Genomic DNA, 23,761 nt, shown 5'->3' with positions numbered 1-23,761 from the left:
GAGTGGGCCACCCTATTGAACCAGGCACGCGGCGGCAGCGGGAGTCGTGGTGTCTCGCGTCGATCACCGTCGTCGCACCGGCCGACGTCGTCTCAATCGAGTGCCCGCGACTTTTTCAATGACTGGGCGAGCGACGATCGGTTACGATGCGCGTTCGATTCTTCGAAGGCGTTTGGAGTTGATTTCCGCGCAGGGCTGCGTGTTTCCACTGCCCTGATAGGGCCTCAGTCTTAGGAGCTCTCGCCATGACCCGTGCCAGCCAGAGTCAGCGTGACGCGTACAACCGCCGCGCGTTTCTGCAAGAAGTCGGTCAAGGGATGCTGGTCGCCGGACTGGGGTCCACCCTCGCCTGCGACCTCGGGGTCTCGACGGCGCTGGCCGAAGAGGGCCTCGAGCGGCTCACGTTCGGTCCGCTCGAGCCGCTCGTCTCGCTGTTGCAGGAAACGCCGCCCGACCGCTTGCAGCCAATTCTGGTCAGCAAGCTCAGCGCAGGGGAGGTCGACTTGCAGCAACTGACCGCCGCCGGCTTGCTGGCCAACGCGCGGACTTTTGGCGGTGAGGATTACGTCGGCTTCCACACCTTCATGGCTCTCCCGCCAGCGCTGCAGATGGCTCTTGAACTCCCGGCAGCCGAGCGTCCGCTCCCGATCCTGAAAGTGTTGTATCGCAATTCCGCCCGCATCCAGGATTTTGGCGGCGGTGAGCGGGAGGTTTTGCAGCCGATCTCGGCCGCATCGAGCGGCGGTAACGGCAAGGAGCTCCGCGAGCTGGTCCGCAAGCTCCAAGCCGAGGAGGCCGAACGCCGGTTTGCGGCCGCCGTCAACGAGGGACCGGCCGAGCAAGCCTACGACCAGCTTCAGTTCACCGTGCAGGATGAAGTCGACGTGCACCGCGTCGTGCTCGCCTGGCGGGCCTGGGAAGCGCTCGACCTGACCGGGCAAGAGCAAGCTCACACGCTACTGCGGCAATCGCTGCGGTACTGCTTGAAGAATGAAGCGGAACGGCGTCAGCGAGGCTACGCCGAACCGGAGATCCGCCGCGTGCTGCCGAGGTTGCTCGACCAGTACCAGCTGACCAGCCTCCCGGCGAAACGTCGCAAAGTCGACGACGCTTGGCTGACGAGCATGGCCGAGACGATCTTTGCTTCGAGCCGCAGCGAAGCGGCCGACGCGGTCGCTGCGGCGCTGGCCGACGGAGTCGATCCCGAAGCGGTGGGGCAAGCGATGTCGCAAGCGGCCAACCTGTTGGTGCTGCACGATCCAGGACAGGAAAAAGCGAGCTCGGGAAGGCCGGCCGGCAGCGTCCACGGAGCGTCGACCGGCGTGCACGCCTCGGATGCCGCGAACGCTTGGCGGCACATCGCCCGCGTCAGCGGCCCCCGCAACACCATCGCCAGTCTGATCGTGGGCGCGTTCCATACCGCCGGCCAAAACAGCCGCGCGCTGCCCGGGCCCCTGCCCCATGCCGAGCATCTCGACCAGTTAGCCGGCGACAGCGATACCGGCTCGCTGCTCCGCAAAACCGATGAGGCGATCCGCGAGAACAACCAGCAGGGGGCCTGTGCTGCGATCCAGCGGTACGGCGAGCAGGGAGGCGATCCGCGCCCCGTGTTCGACCTGCTGCGGCGGTACGCGACGAGCGAGGACGGGGCCCTGCACGCCGAAAAGTACTTCCGCACGGTCAGCGAAGAATTCGCCACCGCCCGCCCCGCCTTCCGCTGGAGTTATCTGGTCGCCCTCGGTCGGGTCACGGCCAGCGAGTTTGGCTTTCCCGCCCCCGGGGCCGAGCAAGCCAGAGAACTGCTCAAAGCCTAAGCTTTTGCCGCTGTTCGGGAGTGAGTTCGGTGGCGGCGAGTTTGCCCGCCTCGATCGCTTCGCGGAGAGCGGCCTTGCGGGCGTCGCTTCGCAGCAGTCCTGCGATCGCCAGCTCGCGGTTCCGCCCAGCGAGATGCGACAGCGCCTCAACGAGCGGCTCGATCGCGTGCGGCGACTGCATGTCGGCTAATCCGCTGACCGCTCCCATCTGCAACTCATGCTCGACACCTTCACCGAGGTACTTGAGCAAGCTCTCACCAGCCTCGTCCCATTCGGTCGCGCCGAGCATCCGCAGCGCATCGTAGCGCGTCGGATTGCGGATTTGCGGATTGTCGGCCATCGCTGCGGCCAACTCCAGCGAGCGTTCCCAGCGGCGGATCAACTCGGCGTGCCCCTTCAAGAGTTCAGCGACGCGATCGCGCGGCCACGCTCCGACGTTGCTGGTCCCACCGACGACGCCTCCACCGATCACGACCGCTTGCCAGTCGTGCAGCGGAGCACCGTCGCGGGGCAACGAGAGTTCCAGAATCTTCCGCAGTTGAGCGGTCTCGTTGCGTTCTCCGGCGGCCACTGCAACGCGCCACAGGTAGGGAATCCGCTGGTACTCTTGCGGTGTCCCCGGCTCGATTCCGACCAGCATCGCAGCGAGCAGCTCATCGGCTAACTCCGGGTGCTCGGTGATGATCGCCTGGCGTTCCGCCGCAGGTCGCTCGGCGTCGAGGATCCGCGCCGCCAGGGCGGTGGGATCCGCGTCCTGTTCATCCGCCGCGTGAGCCGAGAGCGGTAGCGCAGCGAGGCAGAGGAGGGCGAACTTCCGCAGCACGGCGAAGGCCCGGAAGAAATCGGGACGCGATGGTTCAACAGCGGCGGTCAAAGTGCGGCTCCTAGGGTGCGGGCGACTGAGTCCGGAGTACTGAGTACTCCATCCGGAGCCGCCTATCTTAGCCGATCTTCTTACCGCTGCGGGTCTTCAGATTGAACAGGCTGAAGATCTCCTCACGGGTCAAACCTCCAGCCGCTTTGGGACCGTCGGCATCGGAGAAAATCGCATCGAACATCTGTCGCTTCATGTCCAGCACATCGGCGATCCGCTGCTCGATCGTGTTCATCGCCAGCATCCGCGTGACGGTCACTGGTCCCGCGGCGCCGATCCGGTGGGCACGGTTGATCGCTTGATCTTCGATTGCCGGATTCCACCAGCGGTCGAACAGAAAGACATACTGGCAGAACTGCAGATTCAGCCCCACGCTCCCCGCGCCATAGCTCATCAGGATCATGCTGCACTCCGGATCGTTCTTAAAGCGATCGATCACGCCGTCGCGTTTCTTGTGCGGAATCCGCCCGTGATACTCGACCGGGTTGAAGCGTTCGAGCGCCGGCCGCATTTGATCGATACTGTTGACCCACTGGCTGAATACAATTGCTTTGTGACCACTCGCCGCGATCTCTTCCATGTCGGCGACCAAGCGTTCGAGTTTGCTGCTGGCGCCGGTGACCGGATCGAAGTTGCAGATCTGTTTTAACCGCAGCACGAGTTCAAAGACGTGTTGGATCGTCAGCTCTTGCTCCATCTCCTGGAGATCGACGACACCCTCTTTCTCCGCTTTCTCATAAGTCGCCCACTGCTCGGGGGTGAGATCCAGATCGGCATCGCGATACATTTTTGGCGGCATATCATCGAGGACCATATCTTTGGTCCGCCGCAAAATATAATCTCCCGCCGCTTGGGCGATCGTGCGGAGATTCATATCGGGAGTGAGATAACCTGGCGACAAAAACTCAAAGATCCCCACCAGATCCTCGGGGCTGTTTTCGACCGGAGTTCCGGTCAGCGCCCAGGAGCGAGTTCTGGGAATCGCGCGAGCGATTTCGCTGGTCGTGCTATTGCGGTTCTTAATCCGCTGGGCTTCGTCGAGCGCGACTAAATCGAAGTGCAAACCGCCTTCGAGGATCAGTTCCCGGTCGCGCATCAACAGTTCGTAGTTAGCGATCTTCACCGGGGCGGCTGGATTCCGCCACAACCACTCGCGGCGGTTGGCATCCCCTTCGATGATCGCGACCGGAACCTCCGGAGCCCAGACGCGGAGCTCGCGCTGCCAGTTGGTCACCAGCGGTTTGGGGCAGACCAACAGAATGCTGCTGACTTCGCCGCTGAACAGCAGCATCCGCATCGTGCTGATCGCCTGCATCGTCTTGCCCAACCCCATCTCGTCGGCCAGGACCGCGGCGTAGCGGGGAAAGAGAAAGGCAATCCCATCGAACTGATACGGGAACGGCTCGAAGGGAAAGGTCAGTTCGCCGCTGCCGACCAACTGTTCCAGCGGCGGCTGGAGCAAGTAGTACAAACGGTCCTGCAGTTTGACGATGTCGCGTGGCGGCCGCAGCCGCGTCAGTTTCTTGCGAACCGCTTGCCGTGCGGCGGCCTGCTCCGCGGCCCGCGCCGGGTCGCACTCGGCGGTTGCCTCTCCAGTGCGAGCGTGTTCTCCGTCCGACCGTTCGTTGTCATCCTTTTTCTTTCGCAGCCCCCATGCCGGCGACTCGGGAAACTGAAAGCCGGTCGTTTTGACGGGGATGTCGCGGAGCCGCACCGGAATCGCCCGGAATTCGGGGAGTGCGACCTCGAGCGTCTCGACGTCGACCCGCAGCGCCCGATCCTCGCCGGCGAACCAAGAAGGCCCCGCCACGATCTCCAGCGGCGGGCTGGCTTCGCCGGCGAGCGATGGTTCGCTGGCAGCCCGTTCCGCAACTTGGACGCCGGGGACGGAGTCGCCGTCGGTCGCCGCGATCGGCTTGGGGCGGCGGGTGAAGTGCGTCGCGGTGCGGAGGAAGTCCATCGCCGGGGCTCGCCTGGAGGAGGGGCTGGTGGAGGGAATAGATAACGTCAGCATTGACCAGCAGTTGGCTACCTAGTCGTTTAACGGCAAGCCGAAGGCGACTGTGTTTTAAAAAGCAGTCGCCTTCGGCTTGCCGTTAAACGATTTTTCCGCGAGCCGTCTTGCTCCGAACCAATCCGAAGTGGCGCCGTCCGGCTAGGCGGCTCGTGCCGTGGCTCCTTGCTGGGCTTCGCGGATGGCTTCGCGAATCCGCGTGAAGGGCTCGTCGAAGTCGGGCAGGTCCGCCATCTGCTCGAGCGATTGGCGGACGCGGGTGGCGAACCGCGCCTCGATCCGCAGCGCATGTTTGGGGTGCTCGGCTGCGATCGTCGGCACGTGCGTCTCGAGCCGGCCGGCTGGGTCGCCGACCAGGGCGACCGGGGTGTCGAGGTGATCGGCCAGCCGGAGCGCCTCGGGCTGGTCGCTGCAGATCAACAGCGGCTGCACCCGCGCCTGCTTGATCAAAATTCCGCCGATCCGCTCGCCAATCAGGTGCGCCCGCAGGGTGGAGCCGTAGAGGATCTCGTGCGCCCGCGTCGGCCGGACCGGCAACGTGCAGTGAAACTCCAGCGGGCGGCCCCCGTGGTTCAGCACCAAATATCCCCCGGTCCACCCGAGCGTGTCCGATTGCTCGACGGTGTAGAAGCCGATCGATAATTCCGATTGGGACGTCTGCGCCATGCGTCTCCGGTGCCTTGTCGGTCGAGGTACCGCTTGGGGGGGAAATCTGACCGGGGATCGGTCAACCCGGTCAGTTTCGGTCCGTGGAGACGGTCGACTTTAGCGGTCCTGCCGGTTGTCCTCCGGGCGGCCGTTGGCACCGCCCCGGAGGAGCGCCCGGCGGGAGCGATCTTGACGCTGCGGGGACCGTGACGGTTGGGCGAAACGGGCAAGAAGGGAAGTCCAGATTAAGCGCTCGACATCCAAAATTTGCGGTGGTTATACTCGGACGAATCAGTCGCTCATCTCTCATTCGTTCCTTCGCTCTGAGTAGCCCGCTATGTCGAATGACCCCGGCCAAGTCTCACCGGTTTTTCGTATCGACGTCTCGGCCGACTCGGCCACTTCGGATTCTGCGGCGGCGAGCAACGCCACCGTCATCGCTTTGCTTCGCGAGCTGGTTGCCGGTCAAGAACGCCAAAATCAGTTGCTGGAAAGTTTGGCGGAGAGCACCGCCGCGCTGCAGAAGCAGCGGATGAGTGAATTGCAGCAGTGGAAAGACGCTAATCCGAGGCTCGCGCGTTCGTGCCGGCGAGCGGCCGAGACGCTCAGCCGCGTGCAAACGCAGTTTCTCGAGACGATGACCGACGAGATCACCGACAACGAAGAGTGCCTGCTCGACGGCGAGTTCATGCTCAACGAGTTCGTCGACCGGTTTGGGCCGCGGATGGCCCACCTCAACGGGGTCCTGCAAGTCCTCGCCCAGCTCGGCAGCGGCGTTCCCGCGAATCACTGAGCCATCAGCCGCCGGCCGCTAGCCTGGATTAATCATCAGCCGCCACGCGCTAGCGTCCGGTTTTTACAGCGTTTTTGGAAACCGGACGCTAGCGCGTGGCGGCTGATTATGTGAGAATTGACGCAGTGAACGTTGGGGTGTTGCCGAAAACTCGCTCGGGGCGAGCGGGGCTGGTAAGCCGGGTTCTGTAACCCGCGGCAGCGAAAATGGATTCACTGCCGCAAGCGGCAATCATTTATCTAGGGCAGCGATTGCCCGCTGCCTCGTGCGACCTACCCGGGAGTCGAGCGAGACGGACCGCCTCATCCTCCCTGTTTGGTCTTGCACCGGGTGGGGTTTACCGAGCCGATCGAGTCACCCCGACCGCTGGTGCGCTCTTACCGCACCGTTTCACCCTTACCACGCATCTCGAGAAGCGATCGGTTCCCGGCGAGCGGAAACCGGGCTTCGAGACCGTTCGGCGGTCTGCTCTCTGTTGCACTTTCCCTAGCCTCGCGGCTGGTCGGCGTTACCGACCACCCTGTCCTGTGGTGCCCGGACTTTCCTCCCGTCCCGCTGGCGCCAAGCGACGCGCCGCCCCGAACGGACACGCTGTCCGTCAGAGCTGCGCCGCGGCGCCGCGAGCCGAGCGATTGCCCTACCCCCTCGCCCCGAGCGAGTCTGCACAATTGTATCGGATTCGGTAGCGGTGGCCGAGGCCGGCCGATTTGGCGATAATAAAAAGCCCCTTTCACTCGTACTCGTACTCGTACTCGTACTCGTACTCGCTTCAGCGGACGCGAGGCGTTTTGCGGGTCCGCACGATTCGAGTACGAGTACGAGTACCGCTTCGCTGAGTACGAGTACGACTACCACTACGAAATACTCCTCGCGTTTGATGCCTCTTACGCTGATTCAAACTGCTCATGCCTCACCGACCGCCGCATCACGCCGACGCCCTTCGCCGTTCGCAGACGCTCCGTCGCCGCTGGTTCTTTGAGCAGTGCGGTGTCGGGCTCGGGAGCATCGCGCTCGCGCAGTTGCTGGGCAATCCGTCCTCGGCCCGCGCCGCCGCAGCGGCGATCGGGGACGCGTCTCAGGAACGGCGGCGGCAGGGTCCGCTGGCTCCCAAGCAGCCGCATCACGAACCCAAAGCCAAGCGAGTCATCTTCCTGTTCATGGCTGGAGCACCGAGCCATCTGGAGATGTTCGACTACAAACCGAAGTTGGCCGAGCTCGATGGCCAAGCGCCGCCGGAGTCGCTTCTCAAGGGTTATCGGGCGGCGTTCATCGATCCCTCGAACACGCTGCTCGGCCCCAAATACAAGTTTGCGCGGCACGGCCAGTGCGGTGCGGAGCTGAGCGAGTTGTTGCCGCATACCGCGCGGGTTGTCGATCAACTGGCGATCGTGCGGTCGATGCGGACCGATGCGTTCAACCACGCGCCGGCGCAGATCTTCATGAACACGGGGTCGCAGATTTTCGGCCGCCCGAGCTTCGGTGCCTGGACGACTTACGGGCTGGGGTGTGAAACCGAACAGCTCCCCGCATTCGTCGTGCTGCAGTCGGGCGACAAGGGTCCTTCGGGAGGCAATAGCAACTGGGGAAGCGGGTTTCTGCCGACTGTCTATGCCGGCACACCGTTCCGCAGCAGCGGCGATCCGGTGATGTATCTCTCGAACCCGGCGGGGATCGATCGTGCCGCCCAGCGCGATTCATTGGACGCGATCAACGCCCTCAACCGACGACAACTGGAGCTCACCGGCGATCCGGAAATCGCCACACGGATCAGCAACCTGGAGATGGCGTATCAGATGCAGGAGGCGGCGCCGGAGCTGATGGAGCTGAGCGGCGAAACGGCCGAGACGCTGGCGATGTACGGCGCGAAACCGGGAGAGGCCTCGTTCGCGAACAACTGCTTGCTGGCCCGACGACTGGTCGAAAACGGCGTGCGGTTCGTCCAGCTGTTCCACGAAGCGTGGGACCAGCACGGAAATTTGACCAAGGCGATCAAGCGCAACTGCGAGAACACCGACCAAGCCTGCGCAGCCCTCGTGACGGACCTCGAGCGGCGGGGGCTGCTCGAAGACACGCTGGTGATCTGGGGAGGTGAATTCGGGCGGACGCCGATGGTCCAAGGAGGCAACGATGGCCGCGATCACCATCCTAACGCCTTCACGATGTGGATGGCCGGCGGCGGGATCCGTCCGGGGATCAGCTACGGTGCGACCGACGAACTGGGGTTCAACGTGGTGGAGAACGAGGTCCACGTGCACGATCTCCACGCGACGCTACTGCACCTGCTCGGCTTCGACCACACGCAGCTGACCTACCGCTTCCAGGGGCGCGACTTCCGCTTGACCGACGTCCACGGGCGAGTCGTCCACGATCTGCTCGCCTAGCCGCACGGCGCTCTCTTCCCTCTCCCTTCCTTTGCGTTCCCAGATCCTTCGAACCGGTACGAGTCGCTGTGCAGGACGACGTGACTGATTTAGACGAGTTGGAAACCGAGAGCGGCGATGCGGACTCGCCTCTCGAACTGCTGAGCGGCAAGCGGGTGGCGTTCGTGGGCAAGCTCGGCGGCGTCTCGCGTCGCGAAGCGATGGTGCTGGTCCGCCAGCAGGGTGCGGTCGCCGTCGAATCGCACGACAGCGACGTCGATCTGGTCGTGATCGGCGCGGAGGAGTCACCGCTGGCCGAAGCCGAATTGCTCGGCGAGCGGTGGCGGAGCCAAGCCGCCCGCGGCGAGTTGGAGGTGATCCACGAAACCGACTTCTGGCAACGCCTGGGGATGGTCGAAGCGGAGCAGGCGATTCGGCGGCTGCACACGCCGGCCATGCTCGCGCATCTGCTGGGTGTGCCGGTTGGGGTGATTCGCCGGTGGCATCGCCGCGGGTTGATCGTCCCCGCCCGGACCGTGCACAAACTTCCCTACTTCGACTTTACCGAAGTGGCGACCGCGCGGCGGCTGGCCGAGTTGGTCGCCGCCGGTGCCAGCCCCGAAGCGATCGAGCGACGGCTGGATGAGCTGTCGGCGGTCCTTCCCGATGTCGAGCGGCCGCTCGCCCAGCTCTCGGTGCTGATCGAGGGCAAGCAGATTCTGCTCCGCCAGGGAGAGGGGCTGATCGAACCGGGAGGACAACTGCGGATCGATTTTGACGCGCTCAACGAATCGCCGCTGGGGCTCTCCCACGAACCGCCGCCGCCCGTCGTGTCGATCGAATCGCGCGTGAGCACCGCGTTTCCGATCGAGCAAGAACCACAGCCCGACGAGGATCCGCTCCTCCAGCACGCCTATGCCGCCGAAGACCAGGGCGAACTGGAGATCGCCGTCGACTGCTACCACGCGATTCTCGGCCGCGATGGAGCTCGGGCCGACATCTGCTTCCAGTTGGCCGAGCTGCTCTACCGCATCGGCCAAATCGATGCGGCCCGCGAGCGCTACTACATGGCGATCGAGCTCGATGAAACCTTTGTCGAAGCCCGCGCCAGCTTGGGGAGTGTGTTGGCCGAGACCGGACATCCGGAGCTGGCTGTCGCCGCTTTCGAAGGCGCTTTGCGATTGCACGACGAGTACCCCGACGTGCACTACAACCTGGCTCGCACGCTCGATGAACTCGGCCGCAGCGAGGAAGCCGAGCAGCACTGGCAGCAGTTCCTCAAACTGAGTCCCGACAGCCCCTGGGCCGACGAAGCGAGAGAGCGACTGGGCTGAGGGGGGGGCAAGGTCCGAATCAGCCGCCACGCGCTAGCGTCCGGTTGTCACGGCGTTTTTTAGAAACCGGGGGCTAGCGCCCGGCGGCTGATGAATAATCCGGCCTATCGCCCGGCGGCGGATCAGCGACTCGGTCGCTGGGGTGTGTACAGGCAGCAGTTGGTCGGGCAGACATCGTGCCACGCGGGGAGTTCTCCGAGCGCCGGCCGCTGGCCGGTCGGGTCCAGCCGCTCGAGGACCAGGCTGCCGATCATCCGCACGAACTCGGGATGCGTCCCCACCGCGCCGGCTCGCCGCATCGGCAGGCCGAGCTCGCGGCAGAGCGTCGCGGCTTCCTCATCGAGATCGTACAGCACTTCCATGTGGTCGCTGACGAAGCCAATCGGCACGATCACGAGCGCCTTGAGCTGGCCTTCGGCGTGCCCCTGGCGAATCGCATCGCACACGTCGGGTTCGAGCCAGGGTTGCTGCGGCGGTCCGCTGCGGCTTTGGAAAACCAACCGCCAGGGTCCAGCCTCGACGCCATCGGCGACCAACCGGCAGCTCTCGCGAAGCTGCATTTCGTAGTCACAGTTGGCGGCCATCGCCATCGGAATGCTGTGGGCGGTGAACAGAATCGTGACCTGCTCGGGGGAGACGCCTTCGAGCTCGGCCAGCGCGGTCCGCACCCGCTCTCGGCTCGCTTCGATGAACCCGGGGTGGTTGAACCCGAAGCGAACCTTCTCGACGACCGGAGCCCCCTCCCCAACTTCCTCCTGAGCGGCGGCAATGTTCTCGCGGTACTGCCGGCAGCCGCTGTAGCTGCTGAACATGTTGGTGAAAAAGGCGAGTGCACGACGTCGGCCATCGTCGCGCATCTGCCGCAGCGTCTCGGGCAACGTCGGATGCCAATTCCGGTTGCCCCAGTAGATCGGCAATTCGATTCCGCTGCGGTCGAACTCGCCGCGGATCGCCTCGATCAACTCTCGGTTCTGCTGATTGATCGGGCTGACCCCGCCAAAGCTCTGGTAGTGCTCGGCGACCTCCATCATCCGCTCGCGGGGCACGTTCTTGCCCCGCAGAACGTTCTCCAAAAAGGGGATCACCTCGTCCGGGCCTTCGGGTCCGCCAAAGGAGACGAGCAGGAACGAATCGTAGGGGGCGGTGGCGTCGGACACGGCGTTTCGGATCGGCGTGGGAGTGAAGTCGGTTCGTCAGGCGAAGTATTATCCACCACAATCGCCCGCAAGGGCAGCCGGTCAATCACCCGCGAGGCTGCGGCGCGGGGCTCCACCGCCAGCCCCGACGATCGGCAGAAGCGTTACGACCGGAATTTTCAAGAAAGCTTCAAGATTGGCTTCACCTCCGGCGGGCAGCCGCCCGATGGTTACCGATACGCAGGGGGAAGTTCTCCGGACAACTCGCCAGATCCGACTTGGCACCGCCCCTGCTTGTGAACTATTCACGCCGCGTCGCCATTCGAGGAACCCACTGTATGGATGCGCCGAAGTTGAAATTGTTTTCACCCTCTGCTGAAAACCGTTCGCCTCAAGGCGCTCCGTCCACCCCCCAGGGCGTCTCTAGCTCGCCTGCGACCAGCCAGACGGATCCACAGAGCAGCGATCCGCAACCGCGCCCGGAACAACCGACGATGCCGGTCGCGATCCGCGATCTGGTTCCGTTGCTCGTCGACGCGTTTCAGACCGATCGGACGTGGCTGAAGGATTTTGAGCGCGAGAGCATTCAGGTCACTCCCGATCTGTACGATGTGTTGCTCGCCTACCAGCAACTCCGCCGCTGCGACGCCGCATAGCCGGTCTCCGGTCTCCGGTCTCCGGTCTCCGGTCTCCGGTCTCCGGAATTTGAAATCTCAGATTGCGAGAGCAGCGAGCAGGATTCGAGTACGAGTACCGCTTCGCTGAGTACGAGTACGAGTACGAGTACGGTGGATGGTCACCGCTCGCCACGGGTTGGCAGGCGAACAATGATCGATCTGGATTCGCCCCTGGCGGTTTTGGTACTTCTCGGGCCGAAGGCAAGTCCCGATGGGCGGGGCTCAATCTGGTACCAGCCAACGGGCGAAAATCTGATGCGGTCGATCGCGGTTATCAACCAGAAGGGTGGCGTCGGAAAGACGACCTCGGCAGTCAATCTCTCGGCGGCCTTGGCCGAAGCGGGGCGGAAGGTTTGTTTGATCGACCTCGACCCGCAAGCCCATGCCTCGCTGCACCTCGGGTTGTCGGTGATCGACGAGCGGAGCATGTACGAGGTGCTCTGCGGGCGGGCTTCGATTGCCGATGCGCGGCAGCAACACAGCGAGAATTTGGCGATCGTCCCCTCAAACCTCGATCTGGCAGCGGCCGAGATGGAGTTGGCCGGTGAAGTCGGCCGCGAGATGATTCTCCGCGACAAGTTGGCCGTCGATGGCAACGACTACGATTATCTGATTCTCGATTGCCCTCCGTCGCTCGGCGTTTTGACGGTCAATGCGCTCGTCGCGGTCGAGGAAGTCTTCCTGCCGCTGCAGCCTCATTTCCTCGCCCTGCATGGACTCAGCAAGCTGCTGCGAACGGTCGAGATCGTTTCGCGACGGATGAACAACCGGCTGCGGATCTCTGGCACGATGCTCTGCATGTACGACTCGACGACCCGCTTGGCGGCCGAAGTCAGCAGCGACGTCGACGATTTCTTCCGCTCCAACCAGACCCTCGAAGGGGTCATGAACGGGGCCAAATTTTTCGAGACGCGAATCCGCCGCAACGTGCGACTGGCCGAGGCTCCGAGCTTCGGTCAATCGATCTTCGAATACGCTCCGCAGAGCAACGGTGCGGACGACTACCGCGCGCTGGCCGAAGAGGTGCTGCATCAGGAACTGGGGCACGAAGCTCCGGGCGAGTCGAGCGGCGAAGCGTCGCTGCCCGCCGCACCGCAGCGGATGGCCGCCTGAGAGTCGATTACTTTTGAGCCGACGGCGCTAGCCGCGGGTTCCGTCGCGCTGCCGAATGGATCGCGCCCGCGAGTAATCGCCCCCGCGATGCATCGCTTGCCCATGACGCGGACCGGACTGGGCCCGAGGCTAGCGCCTACGGCTCAAGGGAGGGAGTCGCGAAAGGCGACCAGCGTCTATCGCAGGACTCGGTCCTTGGCGAGGGTGATCCGGCAGCCCGACGCTAAGCGGCACTCGAGCCGCTCGGCCGAGTCGAGCGGCTCATACGCCGCTTCGCCCTGCTGCAAGAGCTCGATCGAGTTCGTCTCGGGGTCGACCAGCATGTAGAACTCGACGCCGTGCTGGTGATAGAGCTGCCGCTTGGTCACTTGATCCCGCAACTGAGTCGACGGCGAAAGCACTTCCACGACCAGCTCCGGCGGCTTCTCCAAGTGCCGCTCTGGCTGAGGTCCGCAGACGAGCATCACGTCGGGGCGGACGACCGTATCGGAGCTGACGATCCAATCAAGGCCCGCATAGGCTCGGCAGTCGCATCCCTCCCGCTCCACGCAGGCCATCAACTCATACACCAGGTTGGCCACGATCCGCTCGTGTCGACCGAAGGGAGAGGGCGTCATGGCGATCGCCACTCCGTCGATCAGCTCCCAATCTCCCTGCCACTGCAGGTAGTCCTCCACCGTGTAGTGCGGAACGTAACGGGGTGCCGAGGACATCGCGGTGCGCTACATGCGGAAGAGGGGACATTCGGGTCAGTATGGGGCGTGACCGTCTCGGATTATAGCGACCAGCGGAAACTGTTCCGACTGCGGGGTCCGACGCGATGCCGCCGGTTCCGCTCGGCGTGTGGGCTGTAGCCCCCGCCTTGAGCAAAAATTTCTTCGTACAGCGGTTTCTCACGCTGCTCGTTCGCTCCGGCGGTCGATTCCCAATCGCAGAAGAAGGCATGCGAGCCTGGACTGGCTCGTAGCGAACGGATTCGAACCTCTTGGGAATGGAAGCCCGCCCTCAGGTTCCCACGTCGTCACTCTCTACGGTCTGTTGCTGTAACGGAATACCGTCGAAGGAAGCGACGCACAAATCAGAAAAGGAGTTGAGCAGTGAGAACCAATATCCTCCGCAGCGTCGCCCTGTCGCTCGGATTTTGCACCTGCGGCGTCGCCCAGGCGCAATACGGCGGGTATGCTCCCCAGCCTACCTACCGCCCGGCAGATCCACCCGCCTATGCGGCCAGCGCTGCAGCGGTGCACCCAAGCTTGCGAGCGGCCGCCCAGTCGCAATCCATCCAGCCGCAGGGGGCCCAAGTTCCGGCCCCGAGCCGCGATCCCTACCGCCTGCCCGCTCCGCAGAGCGCCCCGTACCGGTTGACCTCTGCGGGTGCCCAAGCGGGAGCCCCGCCCGAGGCTCTGCCGGCTCCGGTCGGCTCGGGCACCCAACACGCAACCCCGGGCACCCTCCGCGGCGTTCCCACGCCCGCCGAAGGAACGTATCCGCCGGCTCCGGTCCAGCCCTATCCCAACCACGGCCACTCCTCGGCGGTGGGCGAAGTCTATCACGAAGCGGCAGCGGCTCCCTGGGTCGGTTCCGGCCCCCTGCATGCCAATGGCCACCTGCATGCCGGTGACTCGCTCCACGGGGGGGGTCTGTTCCATCGCGGCGGGCACGGGCTCGGCGGGCACGGCTTCGGGAGACATGGGCTCGGGGGACACGGCTTCGGGGGGCACGGGCTCGGGGGGCATCACGGCGACGCGCTCGACGTGGCCGGACCGATCAAGAGCTGGTTTGCCGGCGGCAGCTTGCTGTTCCTCGATTTCCAGGACGAAGGCAGTCTGCCGCTGGTGATTGAAGACGGCATGCCTCCGGTGACGCTGCTCGACGCGGACGACGTGTCGCCGAGCAGCGACGTCGGCTTCGAAACCTTCATCGGCCGCTACTTTGGCTGTGGAAAGTACGCCGCCACGGCGAGCTACTTCCACTTCAACCCGGACGAGGAAGAGCGGATCATCAACCCGATGATGCCGGTCGAGGCGATCCACATGCCGCTCGACAACGCGGCCGCCTACCGAGTTCGCCGGGACATCGACATCCACGGCCTGGAGTTCAACTTCATCAGCTTCGGGATCGGCGGAGCCTCGCGAGGCGGGATCGTCGGCGACTGTGGCAGCTGTGGTGTCGCCGGATGCGGCGGGATGTGCCGCCCGATGATTCCGGCCTGCGACAACCGCTTCCAGTGGCAGTTCTCGCACGGTTTGCGGTGGCTGCAGTTCCGCGACTCGATGCAGTTGGCGGCGAGCATGGCGGCCAACGGCTACGACGCGGGCGACGACGACTACTTCTACGACGTGGAAACGCAGAACGATCTGCTCGGTTACCAGCTCGGCAGCCGCGCCGACTACTGCATCAGCCGGCGAGTGAATCTGTATGCCGGCGGCAAGTTCGGGATCTACGGCAACCACGTCGACTACGACTACGGCTGGATTGATACCAGCATGCCCGCCGACAACTTCCGCGTCGGCGACGACGACACGGTTCTGGCGACGCTCGGCGAACTCGACCTGGGGATCGGCGTGCGGCTGACCGATTGCTGGAGCGTGACCGGCGGCTATCGGCTGATCGGGGCGACCAACGTCGCCACCTCAGTGACCGCCATCACCGCTGATCCGGAGGGGCTCGAAGACGGCGTCTTGGTTTCGGCCAACGACAGCCTGCTGATCCACGGCGGATACCTCGGCGTCCAGTACAACTGGTAACCGATCCCGCTCGATGACTCGGCTGTGACGCTTGCTGTAGCTTGTCGCGACCGAGAAGCGTGAGCCCCGACCGGGGGAGTGAAGTCGCCGACTTCGCCCCTCGGCCGGGGCTTTTCGTATTCGCCCACGCTGCCAGAGCTCTGGGGAGGCTCGGCCCCGGCTCGGCTTGACCCGGCTCGGCTCGGCTTGACCCGGCTCGGCTGGGCAACTAATCGTGGATTTCAGGCGCTTCTGTTTCTCCTCTCGAATGGCTTCTGCCGACGGAGGCTCGCAATGCCTGAAGACTCTCCAGCCCAGCCGAAACGCTCGGCGCTCGACCGGTTCCTCGCGGGAATTTCGGAGTCCATCTTTTTCGGCCGGCTCGGCGTGGCTGACATCCAATTGGTCGATTACATCAGCGATATGCTGCTCCGCTTCGTCCGCATGGATGGGATCCACCGGGTCCGCCGGAGCACCGGCCAGCCGGCGACCGAGGTCTATCAGATGTTGCTCGAAGGGCAGCAGCGGATCGGCCTGGCCCGTCGCGAAGTCCACCGCCACATCGGCGACTTCACGCTCTTTTGGAGCGGCGTCTATCCGGAAAGTTTGCGGAGTCCGCACAACCGGAACTCGGTCGACGCGGTTTTGGATTATTGTCGGCAGGGCAAGCAGTCGTACCGGATCGCCGCCGAGATCGAAGGGGGCGAAGGGCGGCCGTCGAGCGAGCTCCTCGAGCGGCTGAGCGATCAGTTCGATCTGTGCGCGTACGGATTGCGAGAGGTCCGCCGGGCCTGGGAAGAGCGTGACGGGGAGGATCCCCACGACCGACGGCTGCTGACATCCTGAGCTGCAGACGCCAGCCTCGGGCGAGCCCGAACGATTCATCAGCCGCCGGGCGCTAGCCCCCGGTTCCCGAGAACGCCGTGATAACCGGATGCTAGCGCGTGGCGGCTGATTTGACAAACGGTTCCGTGACGGCCCGACAAGCTCCTCCGGGGCCCGACCAGCTCTTCCGGGGGGTGCAGGAGCCGATTCTGCCCTTCGTTGACGTTTTAGACTCTGGATTCTTACAATCCGCACGTACATGCGTCCTCATTCAGCGCAGGGCACGCGCCCGCAATTAGCGAAGGGAACCCCTAAATATGTCGCAGACCTCCAGCGGCCACCTCGACCACGTCCTCAACGAAGAACGTCTCTTCCCCCCCTCGGCCGAGTTCACCCAGCAAGCGGTGATCGGTTCCCGAGAGCAGTACGAGGACCTCTACCGCCGCGCGGCTGAGACCCCGGATGAATTCTGGGGGGCGGAAGCTCGAGAGCACCTGCATTGGTTCCAGCCGTTCGAGCAGGTCTGCAACTGGAACACCCCGCATGTCGAATGGTTTGTCGGCGGCAAGACCAACGCCAGCTACAACTGCCTCGATCTGCAGATCGCTTCGGGACACGGCGACCGGGTGGCCCTGATCTGGGAAGGGGAGCCGGGCGAACAGCGGAAGCTGACCTACAACGACCTGCACCGCGAAGTCTGCCGGGCCGCCGGAGCGCTTCGCCAATTGGGGATCACCCAAGGGGACGTGGTCAGCATCTACATGCCGATGACCCCCGAGTTGGTGGTCTCGATGCTCGCCTGTGCTCGCATCGGCGCGATCCACTCGGTGATCTTCGCCGGCTTCAGCTCCGAAGCGATCGCCGACCGCAACAACGACGCACAAGCCAAACTGGTCATCACGGCCAACGGGCTGTACCGCCGCGGCAAAATCCTCCCGCTGAAGGAAACGGTCGACGAGGCTCTGGAGAAATCGCCCTCGGTCAAAAACTGCCTGGTGCTTCGCCGCATCGCCGATCAACCGACTCCGATGACCGAGGGCCGCGACCTGTGGTGGGACGAGCTGGTCGAAACCCAGTCGGACGACATGCCGGCCGAACCGCTCGACAGCGAAACGCCGCTGTTCATCCTCTACACCTCGGGCAGCACGGGAAAACCGAAGGGCATCCTGCACACCACGGCCGGATACAACCTGTGGGCCAAGCGAACGTTCCAGTGGGTGTTTGACCATCGCCCGAACGACGTCTACTGGTGCACCGCCGATTGCGGCTGGATCACCGGCCATAGCTATGTGGTCTACGGACCTCTGGCTGCCGGGGCGACGTGCTTGATCTACGAGGGAGCTCCCAACCAGCCGGGTCCGGACCGCTTTTGGGATATCGTCGAACGCCACGGCGTGACGATCCTCTACACCGCTCCGACTGCCGTGCGAGCGTTCATCAGCTGGGGTGACGAACACGTCGACAAGCACGACCTGAGCACGCTCCGCTTGCTCGGCTCGGTCGGCGAAGGGATCAACCCCAAGGCCTGGATGTGGTACCGCGAGAAGATCGGCGGCGGGCGGTGTCCGATCGTCGACACCTGGTGGCAAACCGAAACGGGCGGAATCATGATGAGCCCGCTGCCGGGGATTACCGCCACCAAGCCGGGTTCCTGCACCCAGCCGCTACCCGGCGTGATTCCCAAGGTCGTCGACGAGTCGGGCCACGAAATGGGCGTCGATGAAGGGGGCATGCTGTGCATCGCCCAGCCCTGGCCGGGAATGCTTCGCGGCATCTGGGGCGATGAACAGCGGTACGTCGAACAGTACTGGTCGACCGTTCCCGGAATGTACCTGACGGGCGACAACGCCCGCTGCGACAAGGACGGGTACTACTGGATCATGGGTCGCATCGACGACGTGATCAACGTCGCCGGACACCGCTTGAGCACGATCGAAGTCGAGAGTGCTCTGGTCAGCCATCCCTCGGTCTGCGAAGCGGCGGTCGTCGGACGGCCCCACGAGATCAAGGGGCAAGGGATCGCGGCGTTCGTTACGATCCGCGACGCCGAGCCGGACGAGAAGCTCCGCGATGCGCTGCGGCAGCACGTTCGCAAGGAGATCGGCGCTCTCGCCCAGCCCGACGACGTTCGCTTCACGGCCAGCCTGCCGAAGACTCGCAGCGGCAAGATCATGCGGCGGCTGCTCCGCGATATCGCCGCGGGCGAAGAGACCTCCGGCGATACCTCGACGCTCGAGGACTACTCGGTGATCGCCAAACTTCGCAACGACGAAGAATAGTGGCAAGCGAGGTCGCGGCTGCGTTACGCTAGGGGTCCGGGCACTTTCTCCACTCCTACAGGAACGACCGCGATGCAATCGAATCACCAGGTGGATCGGCGAGCATTCTTGGGTGCGGTGGCGGCTGGTACGGTCGCCGCCGGTAGCATGGCAACGGGCCTCGGTCCCCGTTTGCTCGCGGCCGAGCCGGCGCAACCGACTGCCGAGTCGCTGGTCAAAGAGCTCTACAAGACGCTCGATGAGCAACAGCGGAAGGCGATCTGTTTCGACTGGAATCATCAGGATCCCAAGCGGGGATTGCTCCGCACCTTCGTCGCCAACAACTGGAACATCACGCCGCACGAAATCATCGGTGACTTCTACAGCGATGAGCAGCGTGAGCGGATCCAGGCGATCTTCGAAGCGATGATTGATGCCGACTGGCACGAGCGGTACTACCAACAGCTCGAGGATGACGCCGGCGGGTTCGGGCACGAACAATCGATCGCGATCTTCGGTGATCCCGAGAGCGACAAGTTCGAGATGGTGATGACCGGTCGCCACATGACGCTGCGGTGCGATGGCAACTCCACCGACCACGTCGCTTTCGGCGGGCCGATCTTCTACGGACACGCTCCCGAATTCAACGAAGGGGCGAACCACACGGGGAACGTTTTCTGGGATCAGGCTCTCGCCGCCAACGGGCTCTACAAAATGCTCGGAGGCAAACAGCGGGAGTCGGCCCTGATCGCCACGACGCCTCGTGAGCAAGCGGTCGGCTTCCGCGGCAAGAAACAGCCGATCCCGGGAATCCCGGTCAGCGAGCTGAGCAAAGACCAGCGGGAACACGTCCAGCTGGTGTTACAAAAATTGCTCGATCCGTACCGCAAGAGCGACCGGGACGAGGTCATCCAGTGCCTCAAAACCCAGGGCGGAATCGACGCTTGCCATCTGGCCTTCTATCAAGACCACGACATCGGCAAGGATGGCGTCTGGGATAACTGGCGACTCGAGGGCCCGTCGTTCGTGTGGCACTTCCGCGGCGCCCCGCACGTCCACGTGTGGGTCAACGTCGCCGACTCCCCCGACGTTCCGCTGAACGCGTAGTCCCGCTCGGAAGGTGGCGCACCACCATCACCCTCCCCCCGGGAGGGTCGCGAGGAACGAGCGGGGAGGGCGATCGGCTCTAGAGTCAAAGCTGATTCCTGCAGCGGGAGGTCACTCGAAGAAAACCCTCCCCGGCCCTGAGAGGCCGACCCTCCCGGGGGGAGGGTGCCTTTGTGATAGCGATCACAAGGCTCCTAGCTGGCCTTCGCGCTCGTGTTCGGTCAGCTGGTGCATGTCGCGAATCAGCTGTTGATCGCACTCCCGCTGCTCGACATTGCGGCGGGCGAACATCCGTTGCTGCGTGGCGATCATCACTTCCGGCGGGAGTTCGGCGGTCTGGCCAAACAGTCGAGCGTAGTTCACGAAGCTCGGCACGTTGCTGGTTACGAACCCGTAGAGCATCCCGCAGACGCCGACTACTTTGCCGGTGAAGATTCCGGTGTTGATCGCCGTCTTGGTGTAATCCCCCATGATGCACCCCATGAACTGCATCTCGGTGGCGATCCGCTGCGAACCATACTGCATGTTGATCGCGCCGTAGGTGTTCTTCAGGTCGCTGTTGCAGGTGCCGGCGCCGAGGTTGATCCAGCTGCCCAGGTAGCTGTGCCCCAGAAAGCCGTGGTGCTGCTTGTTCGAGTAAGGTTCGATCACCGAGGCTTCGACCTCGCCACCAATCTTGACCGTGTGCCCGAGGCTGACCGCGTCTTTTAGCGCCGCGTGTTCGATGACCCGCGTCCGCGGTCCCGCGTAGACCGGCCCCGACAGATAACAGAACGGCCCGACCCGGACGGTCTCGTCGAGCAGAATCGGACCGTGCGAGGTGTCGATCACCGGGTAGTCGCCGAGCGTCGCTCCGGCAGCTACAAACACGCCGTCCTGCAGTTCGCGGTACTGGCCGCTGGCCAACCGCGCCTCCAGGCTCTCGTTCATGAGCCTCAGGTTCTCGGCGACGATCCTGTGCGGCCAGTCGAACAGTGGCAACTCCGCTTCGATCCGGGGAAGCTCGGCCGCAGCCGCCAAGAGCCGCGCCACTTCTCGACGCGGCTCTCCGCCCCCCTCGACTCGATCCGCCGCCGAACGACTCCATTCGGCCGCAGACGGCGCTGCCGGGGGATCCGATTCCGTGGCGGGATCCCGTTTCGTGGGAGGGGCAGCGAGGTAGGCCGCCGCAACGTGCCCCCCGTGATAGATCACTCCCGGGGCTCGGGCCGCAAGCATCTTCCGCAGCACTTCGGCAACCGCGCGACTAGGAACGACCCGCGCATTGACCGCCAGCAGAGGGGCATCGGCGAGCATCGTTTCGGTCGCCGCTTCGACTCCGAAATCGAGCGTCTGCAGGGTCCGCAGATGGGGGCGAACCAGACCGGCCAGCGGCAGGTCGAGCGTGCGGAGCCAATCGATCAAACGATAGCTGGCACATGTGATCGCGTACGCCGGGCGTGCGGTTATAACCGGGCTGAGAGCGGCCACCGCCTCATCTTCGAAGACCACCAACTTCATGAGAAACCCGCCAAAGGGGGAGGAATAAGATCGGCAGTGAACCATACTGGAGCAGCTAGGAATCGCAAAGCGGCATCCGGTTCTTTTGCCTGATGCGTACGACGCGTCGCAATCGTTACCGATTTCCGCCGGCCGCGGTGGTCTCACGATCGCCCCGGCGGCTTTCCATGCCAGACTTGAAGTAGTTTTCCCCGACCGTCCCCCCCCGCAGCCATTCACGAAGAAGCGAAATTCGCGAAGGACCGATTCCCTCCGCCCCGCCACGCTCGACGAACGGACATTCTCGACGCACCGCAATTTTCGGATGATCCGAGATCTCATGCAGCACCGCTTGCTCCTCCCCGCTCTCGCCTGCAGCCTCGCCTCGCTCACCCCCACCGCAGCAATCAATGCTGCGACTAACGCTGCGGCCAATGCTGCGGCCGTACCCGCTCACGCTCCGCCAGACACGGTGGCCGGTGCGGCCCTGGACGCTCCGAACGAAGTGCAGGCTCTGGCGAGCGATTCGTATCGCCGCCGCGAGGTGGCCCGCCAGCGTCTGCTCGCCGGAGGCCGAGCGGCCGAGGCGGCGCTCGCCGCCGGTCTCGCCTCGGCGGACCTGGAGGTCCGTGCGGCCAGCCGCGAGTTGCTGCTGAGCTTGGCCGAAACCGAGCAGGAGCGACAGATCGCGCGGCTGCTTTCCGGTCCCAAGTCCCCCGAGGCGGTCGAACTCCCCGGCTGGAAGCGATTCAGCGAAGCGGTCGGAGAAGCACCGCAGCACCGGGCCCTGTTCGTTCGGATTGTCCGCACGCACGCCGCGTCGCTCGCGTGGCTCGACCAACTCGACTCGGGAACCGCCGGCAGCGATCAAGACACGCTGCTCTCGGAGATGAATTCCTTCCTGCCGATCGAGATCGCCGGGCTCAGCCAGGGCGATCCCGACCAGTGGGGTTTGCTCCTGCTGGCCGCTTCGCAGCCGGAGCTGCGGGCCGCCCCGGTGCTGTCGTCGCGATTGCGGGGCAGCCTGCTCAATCCAGCGGTCGGCGAACGCCTGCTCGCCTCACCCCACCAGGCGACGCTGCGGCAGCTGATCGCCCACTGGCTGGAGGTTTCGAGCCAGCAGTACATCAACGAATCGATGCTCAAAATTTCGCTCGCCTACGAGTGCGGCGACGTGGCAACGCGGCTCGCGATGCAGACAATGGAATCTCGGCAAGCCACGCCGGCGAGTCTCGTGGCGGCGATGACCCTGCTGGCGAGGCTCGAACCGGAACTGGCCCGACGCGAGCTGCCCCGAGCGGTGAACGACGTCCGCGTGTGGCACATCGTCGTCACTCGCCGCGGTCCGATCCGCAGCCAGGTCGGCGACGTCGCGCTGGCCCTGCTGCTGTATCTCGACGACCGCGATCCCCGCGAAGTAGGCTTTGACAGCTTGCAAGCCGATCCCCAAACCATCTACCGCGACTACAGCCTCGGATTCGACGACGAGTCGCGGCGTCGCCAAGCTCACGAGCGGGCCGAGCGTCTGCTCGAGCTCGACTCAGTTGCCCGCGGCGACGACGTTCTCGCCGAAGACGAGTAACCGTTTGTGCTCGCGGATCACCCGCAAGAACTTTTCCTCGTCCACCGGCTTCGGAATGTAGTCGTCGATCGACAAGGACTCGCAGGAGCGTCGATCGGCTTCATCGTCCGAAGCGGTCAGCACGACGACTGGCACCTGGCCCACCGTCGGCAGTTCGCGGATCCCCCGCAGGACATCGATCCCGTCGCCATCGGGCAGGAGCAGGTCGAGCAACACCAGATCGGGCCGCGGGGCCCGCGCAAACACCGCCTCGCGGCGCACGAACATCAGGGCCTCCCCGGCGGTTCGAACCAGCGTCAGACGGTGATGAATGCCGCACCGCCGCAGCGCGTGGATCGTGACGCGAGCATCGAGCAGCCCATCTTCGACGAGCAGTATTTCCATCGGTTTTACTGCCGATCCATACAACATCTGCCTTCCCTCCTAGTACGCGCGACGGGGCTCGAAGTAGGCCCGTTCGATCAATTCCGCTTCGAGCCGCTCGTGCTGAATGAGCCGAGCATCGAAGCGCTCGGTGTCCTGAATCAACTGCCGGACGTTGTCGCAAGCGAAGCCGCGGTACTGCAGCTCCTCGGCCTGCTCGCAGAGACTGCTCAGTTCGAGGTACAGCCCGCAGTGCTGGTTCCTCGCCTTCTCAGCCATCTCGGCGAGCGTCTCGGAACTCGATTGCGCGCCCTCGATATACCCGTACGATTCCTCGAGCGCAAACTGAAACGCAAGACAATCTCGCAGCTCGTCGAGCAACCGGACCAAGCGTCGGGCCGTCTGCGCCGGAACGTCGTCCGAGTGGTACGTCGCACGGAGGGCATGGACTGCGTGGGCAAGGTCGGGATGCGAGTCCTTAATCTCCTGCAGGAACGCTGCGTTGACCCCCAATGTCTTCGTAGCCGTAGGGACCATCATGACAAGTAGCCTCCGTGATAGGACGAGACAAGTCGTATGGTTCAGCGTAAGCGTCAAGAAATCGCCCGGTCAATCAGATTTTCCCGGCCTCAAACGCTCGCTCCGCCAACCACGCCAT

At 64.2% G+C, this 23,761-nt stretch carries 19 protein-coding genes and 1 other RNA gene; 11 read left to right on the top strand and 9 right to left on the bottom strand.

Annotated features, from left to right (window positions below; translation table 11 throughout):
• Positions 1–245: 245 nt before the first annotated feature.
• Positions 246–1,814: a hypothetical protein gene (locus GNK13_RS08400; protein WP_164102064.1), complete on the top strand. Its 1,569-nt coding sequence runs from the start codon at positions 246–248 to the stop codon at positions 1,812–1,814.
• Here the strand turns inward: GNK13_RS08400 and GNK13_RS08395 are convergent.
• From GNK13_RS08395 to GNK13_RS08385, 3 genes are all read right to left on the bottom strand, one after another.
• Entirely contained in the window at positions 1,804–2,688 is an 885-nt protein-coding gene (locus tag GNK13_RS08395) for a hypothetical protein (protein ID WP_164102063.1), read from the bottom strand. The two genes, GNK13_RS08400 and GNK13_RS08395, sit on opposite strands and share 11 nt — an antisense overlap.
• Before the next feature lie 67 nt (positions 2,689–2,755).
• The gene (locus tag GNK13_RS08390; RefSeq protein WP_164102062.1) at positions 2,756–4,648 is read right to left on the bottom strand and encodes a DEAD/DEAH box helicase; all 1,893 of its coding nucleotides are present in this window, start codon (positions 4,646–4,648) and stop codon (positions 2,756–2,758) included.
• A 195-nt stretch (positions 4,649–4,843) separates the two neighbouring features.
• Positions 4,844–5,368, bottom strand: coding sequence for a hypothetical protein (locus tag GNK13_RS08385; RefSeq protein WP_164102061.1), 525 nt, complete (start codon positions 5,366–5,368; stop codon positions 4,844–4,846).
• A gap of 319 nt (positions 5,369–5,687) precedes the next feature.
• On the opposite strand from GNK13_RS08385, the gene GNK13_RS08380 reads away from it, so the two are divergent.
• Positions 5,688–6,143, top strand: coding sequence for a hypothetical protein (locus tag GNK13_RS08380; protein ID WP_164102060.1), 456 nt, complete (start codon positions 5,688–5,690; stop codon positions 6,141–6,143).
• Between the two features lie 157 nt (positions 6,144–6,300).
• Here GNK13_RS08380 and rnpB read toward each other — a convergent pair.
• An RNA gene (gene rnpB / locus GNK13_RS08375) (RNase P RNA component class A) lies at positions 6,301–6,728 on the bottom strand.
• 320 nt (positions 6,729–7,048) lie between these two features.
• On the opposite strand from rnpB, the gene GNK13_RS08370 reads away from it, so the two are divergent.
• Entirely contained in the window at positions 7,049–8,524 is a 1,476-nt protein-coding gene (locus tag GNK13_RS08370; RefSeq protein WP_164102059.1) for a DUF1501 domain-containing protein, read from the top strand.
• Between the two features lie 80 nt (positions 8,525–8,604).
• Positions 8,605–9,837, top strand: a complete 1,233-nt coding sequence (locus tag GNK13_RS08365) for a tetratricopeptide repeat protein (RefSeq protein ID WP_235934965.1) — start codon at positions 8,605–8,607, stop codon at positions 9,835–9,837.
• Positions 9,838–9,959: 122 nt separating this feature from the next.
• Here GNK13_RS08365 and GNK13_RS08360 read toward each other — a convergent pair whose 3' ends face one another.
• Positions 9,960–10,994 (bottom strand): ferrochelatase, encoded by a 1,035-nt coding sequence (locus GNK13_RS08360; protein ID WP_164102057.1) that lies wholly within the window; start codon positions 10,992–10,994, stop codon positions 9,960–9,962.
• A 473-nt stretch (positions 10,995–11,467) separates the two neighbouring features.
• Between GNK13_RS08360 and GNK13_RS08355 the strand changes: the two genes are divergently transcribed.
• Both GNK13_RS08355 and GNK13_RS08350 read left to right on the top strand, forming a co-directional pair.
• Positions 11,468–11,629: a hypothetical protein gene (locus GNK13_RS08355; protein ID WP_164102056.1), complete on the top strand. Its 162-nt coding sequence runs from the start codon at positions 11,468–11,470 to the stop codon at positions 11,627–11,629.
• A 276-nt stretch (positions 11,630–11,905) separates the two neighbouring features.
• Positions 11,906–12,763: a ParA family protein gene (locus tag GNK13_RS08350; RefSeq protein WP_164102055.1), complete on the top strand. Its 858-nt coding sequence runs from the start codon at positions 11,906–11,908 to the stop codon at positions 12,761–12,763.
• Between the two features lie 176 nt (positions 12,764–12,939).
• Here GNK13_RS08350 and GNK13_RS08345 read toward each other — a convergent pair whose 3' ends face one another.
• Positions 12,940–13,476: a Uma2 family endonuclease gene (locus GNK13_RS08345; RefSeq protein ID WP_164102054.1), complete on the bottom strand. Its 537-nt coding sequence runs from the start codon at positions 13,474–13,476 to the stop codon at positions 12,940–12,942.
• Between the two features lie 384 nt (positions 13,477–13,860).
• Between GNK13_RS08345 and GNK13_RS08340 the strand changes: the two genes are divergently transcribed.
• The 4 genes from GNK13_RS08340 to GNK13_RS08325 all read left to right on the top strand — a co-directional run bounded on the left by GNK13_RS08340 (position 13,861) and on the right by GNK13_RS08325 (position 19,679).
• Positions 13,861–15,510: a hypothetical protein gene (locus tag GNK13_RS08340; protein ID WP_164102053.1), complete on the top strand. Its 1,650-nt coding sequence runs from the start codon at positions 13,861–13,863 to the stop codon at positions 15,508–15,510.
• A 273-nt stretch (positions 15,511–15,783) separates the two neighbouring features.
• Positions 15,784–16,335 carry a hypothetical protein gene (locus tag GNK13_RS08335; protein ID WP_164102052.1) on the top strand — a complete coding sequence of 184 codons (552 nt, stop codon included), beginning with the start codon at positions 15,784–15,786 and terminating at the stop codon, positions 16,333–16,335.
• A 296-nt stretch (positions 16,336–16,631) separates the two neighbouring features.
• Entirely contained in the window at positions 16,632–18,593 is a 1,962-nt protein-coding gene (acs, locus tag GNK13_RS08330; protein ID WP_164102051.1) for an acetate--CoA ligase, read from the top strand.
• A gap of 72 nt (positions 18,594–18,665) precedes the next feature.
• Positions 18,666–19,679 (top strand): DUF3500 domain-containing protein, encoded by a 1,014-nt coding sequence (locus GNK13_RS08325; protein ID WP_164102050.1) that lies wholly within the window; start codon positions 18,666–18,668, stop codon positions 19,677–19,679.
• 183 nt (positions 19,680–19,862) lie between these two features.
• Here GNK13_RS08325 and GNK13_RS08320 read toward each other — a convergent pair whose 3' ends face one another.
• Complete coding sequence (locus tag GNK13_RS08320) at positions 19,863–21,179, bottom strand: putative sugar nucleotidyl transferase (RefSeq protein ID WP_164102049.1); 1,317 nt, start codon at positions 21,177–21,179, stop codon at positions 19,863–19,865.
• A 304-nt stretch (positions 21,180–21,483) separates the two neighbouring features.
• Here GNK13_RS08320 and GNK13_RS08315 point away from each other — a divergent pair, with 304 nt between their 5' ends.
• Positions 21,484–22,740, top strand: a complete 1,257-nt coding sequence (locus tag GNK13_RS08315; RefSeq protein ID WP_164102048.1) for a hypothetical protein — start codon at positions 21,484–21,486, stop codon at positions 22,738–22,740.
• Here the strand turns inward: GNK13_RS08315 and GNK13_RS08310 are convergent.
• Positions 22,699–23,151, bottom strand: coding sequence for a response regulator (locus tag GNK13_RS08310; protein WP_235934963.1), 453 nt, complete (start codon positions 23,149–23,151; stop codon positions 22,699–22,701). The two genes, GNK13_RS08315 and GNK13_RS08310, sit on opposite strands and share 42 nt — an antisense overlap.
• 12 nt (positions 23,152–23,163) lie before the next feature.
• Positions 23,164–23,643 (bottom strand): hypothetical protein, encoded by a 480-nt coding sequence (locus GNK13_RS08305; RefSeq protein ID WP_164102047.1) that lies wholly within the window; start codon positions 23,641–23,643, stop codon positions 23,164–23,166.
• Positions 23,644–23,761: the final 118 nt, after the last annotated feature.

Origin of the sequence: Candidatus Laterigemmans baculatus (genome assembly GCF_010367455.1) — a bacterium.
Taxonomy (GTDB): Bacteria; Planctomycetota; Planctomycetia; order Pirellulales; family Pirellulaceae; genus Laterigemmans; species Laterigemmans baculatus.
Note: the sequence above shows the minus strand (reverse complement) of the source record. Positions and strands in the feature narration are given on the sequence as shown.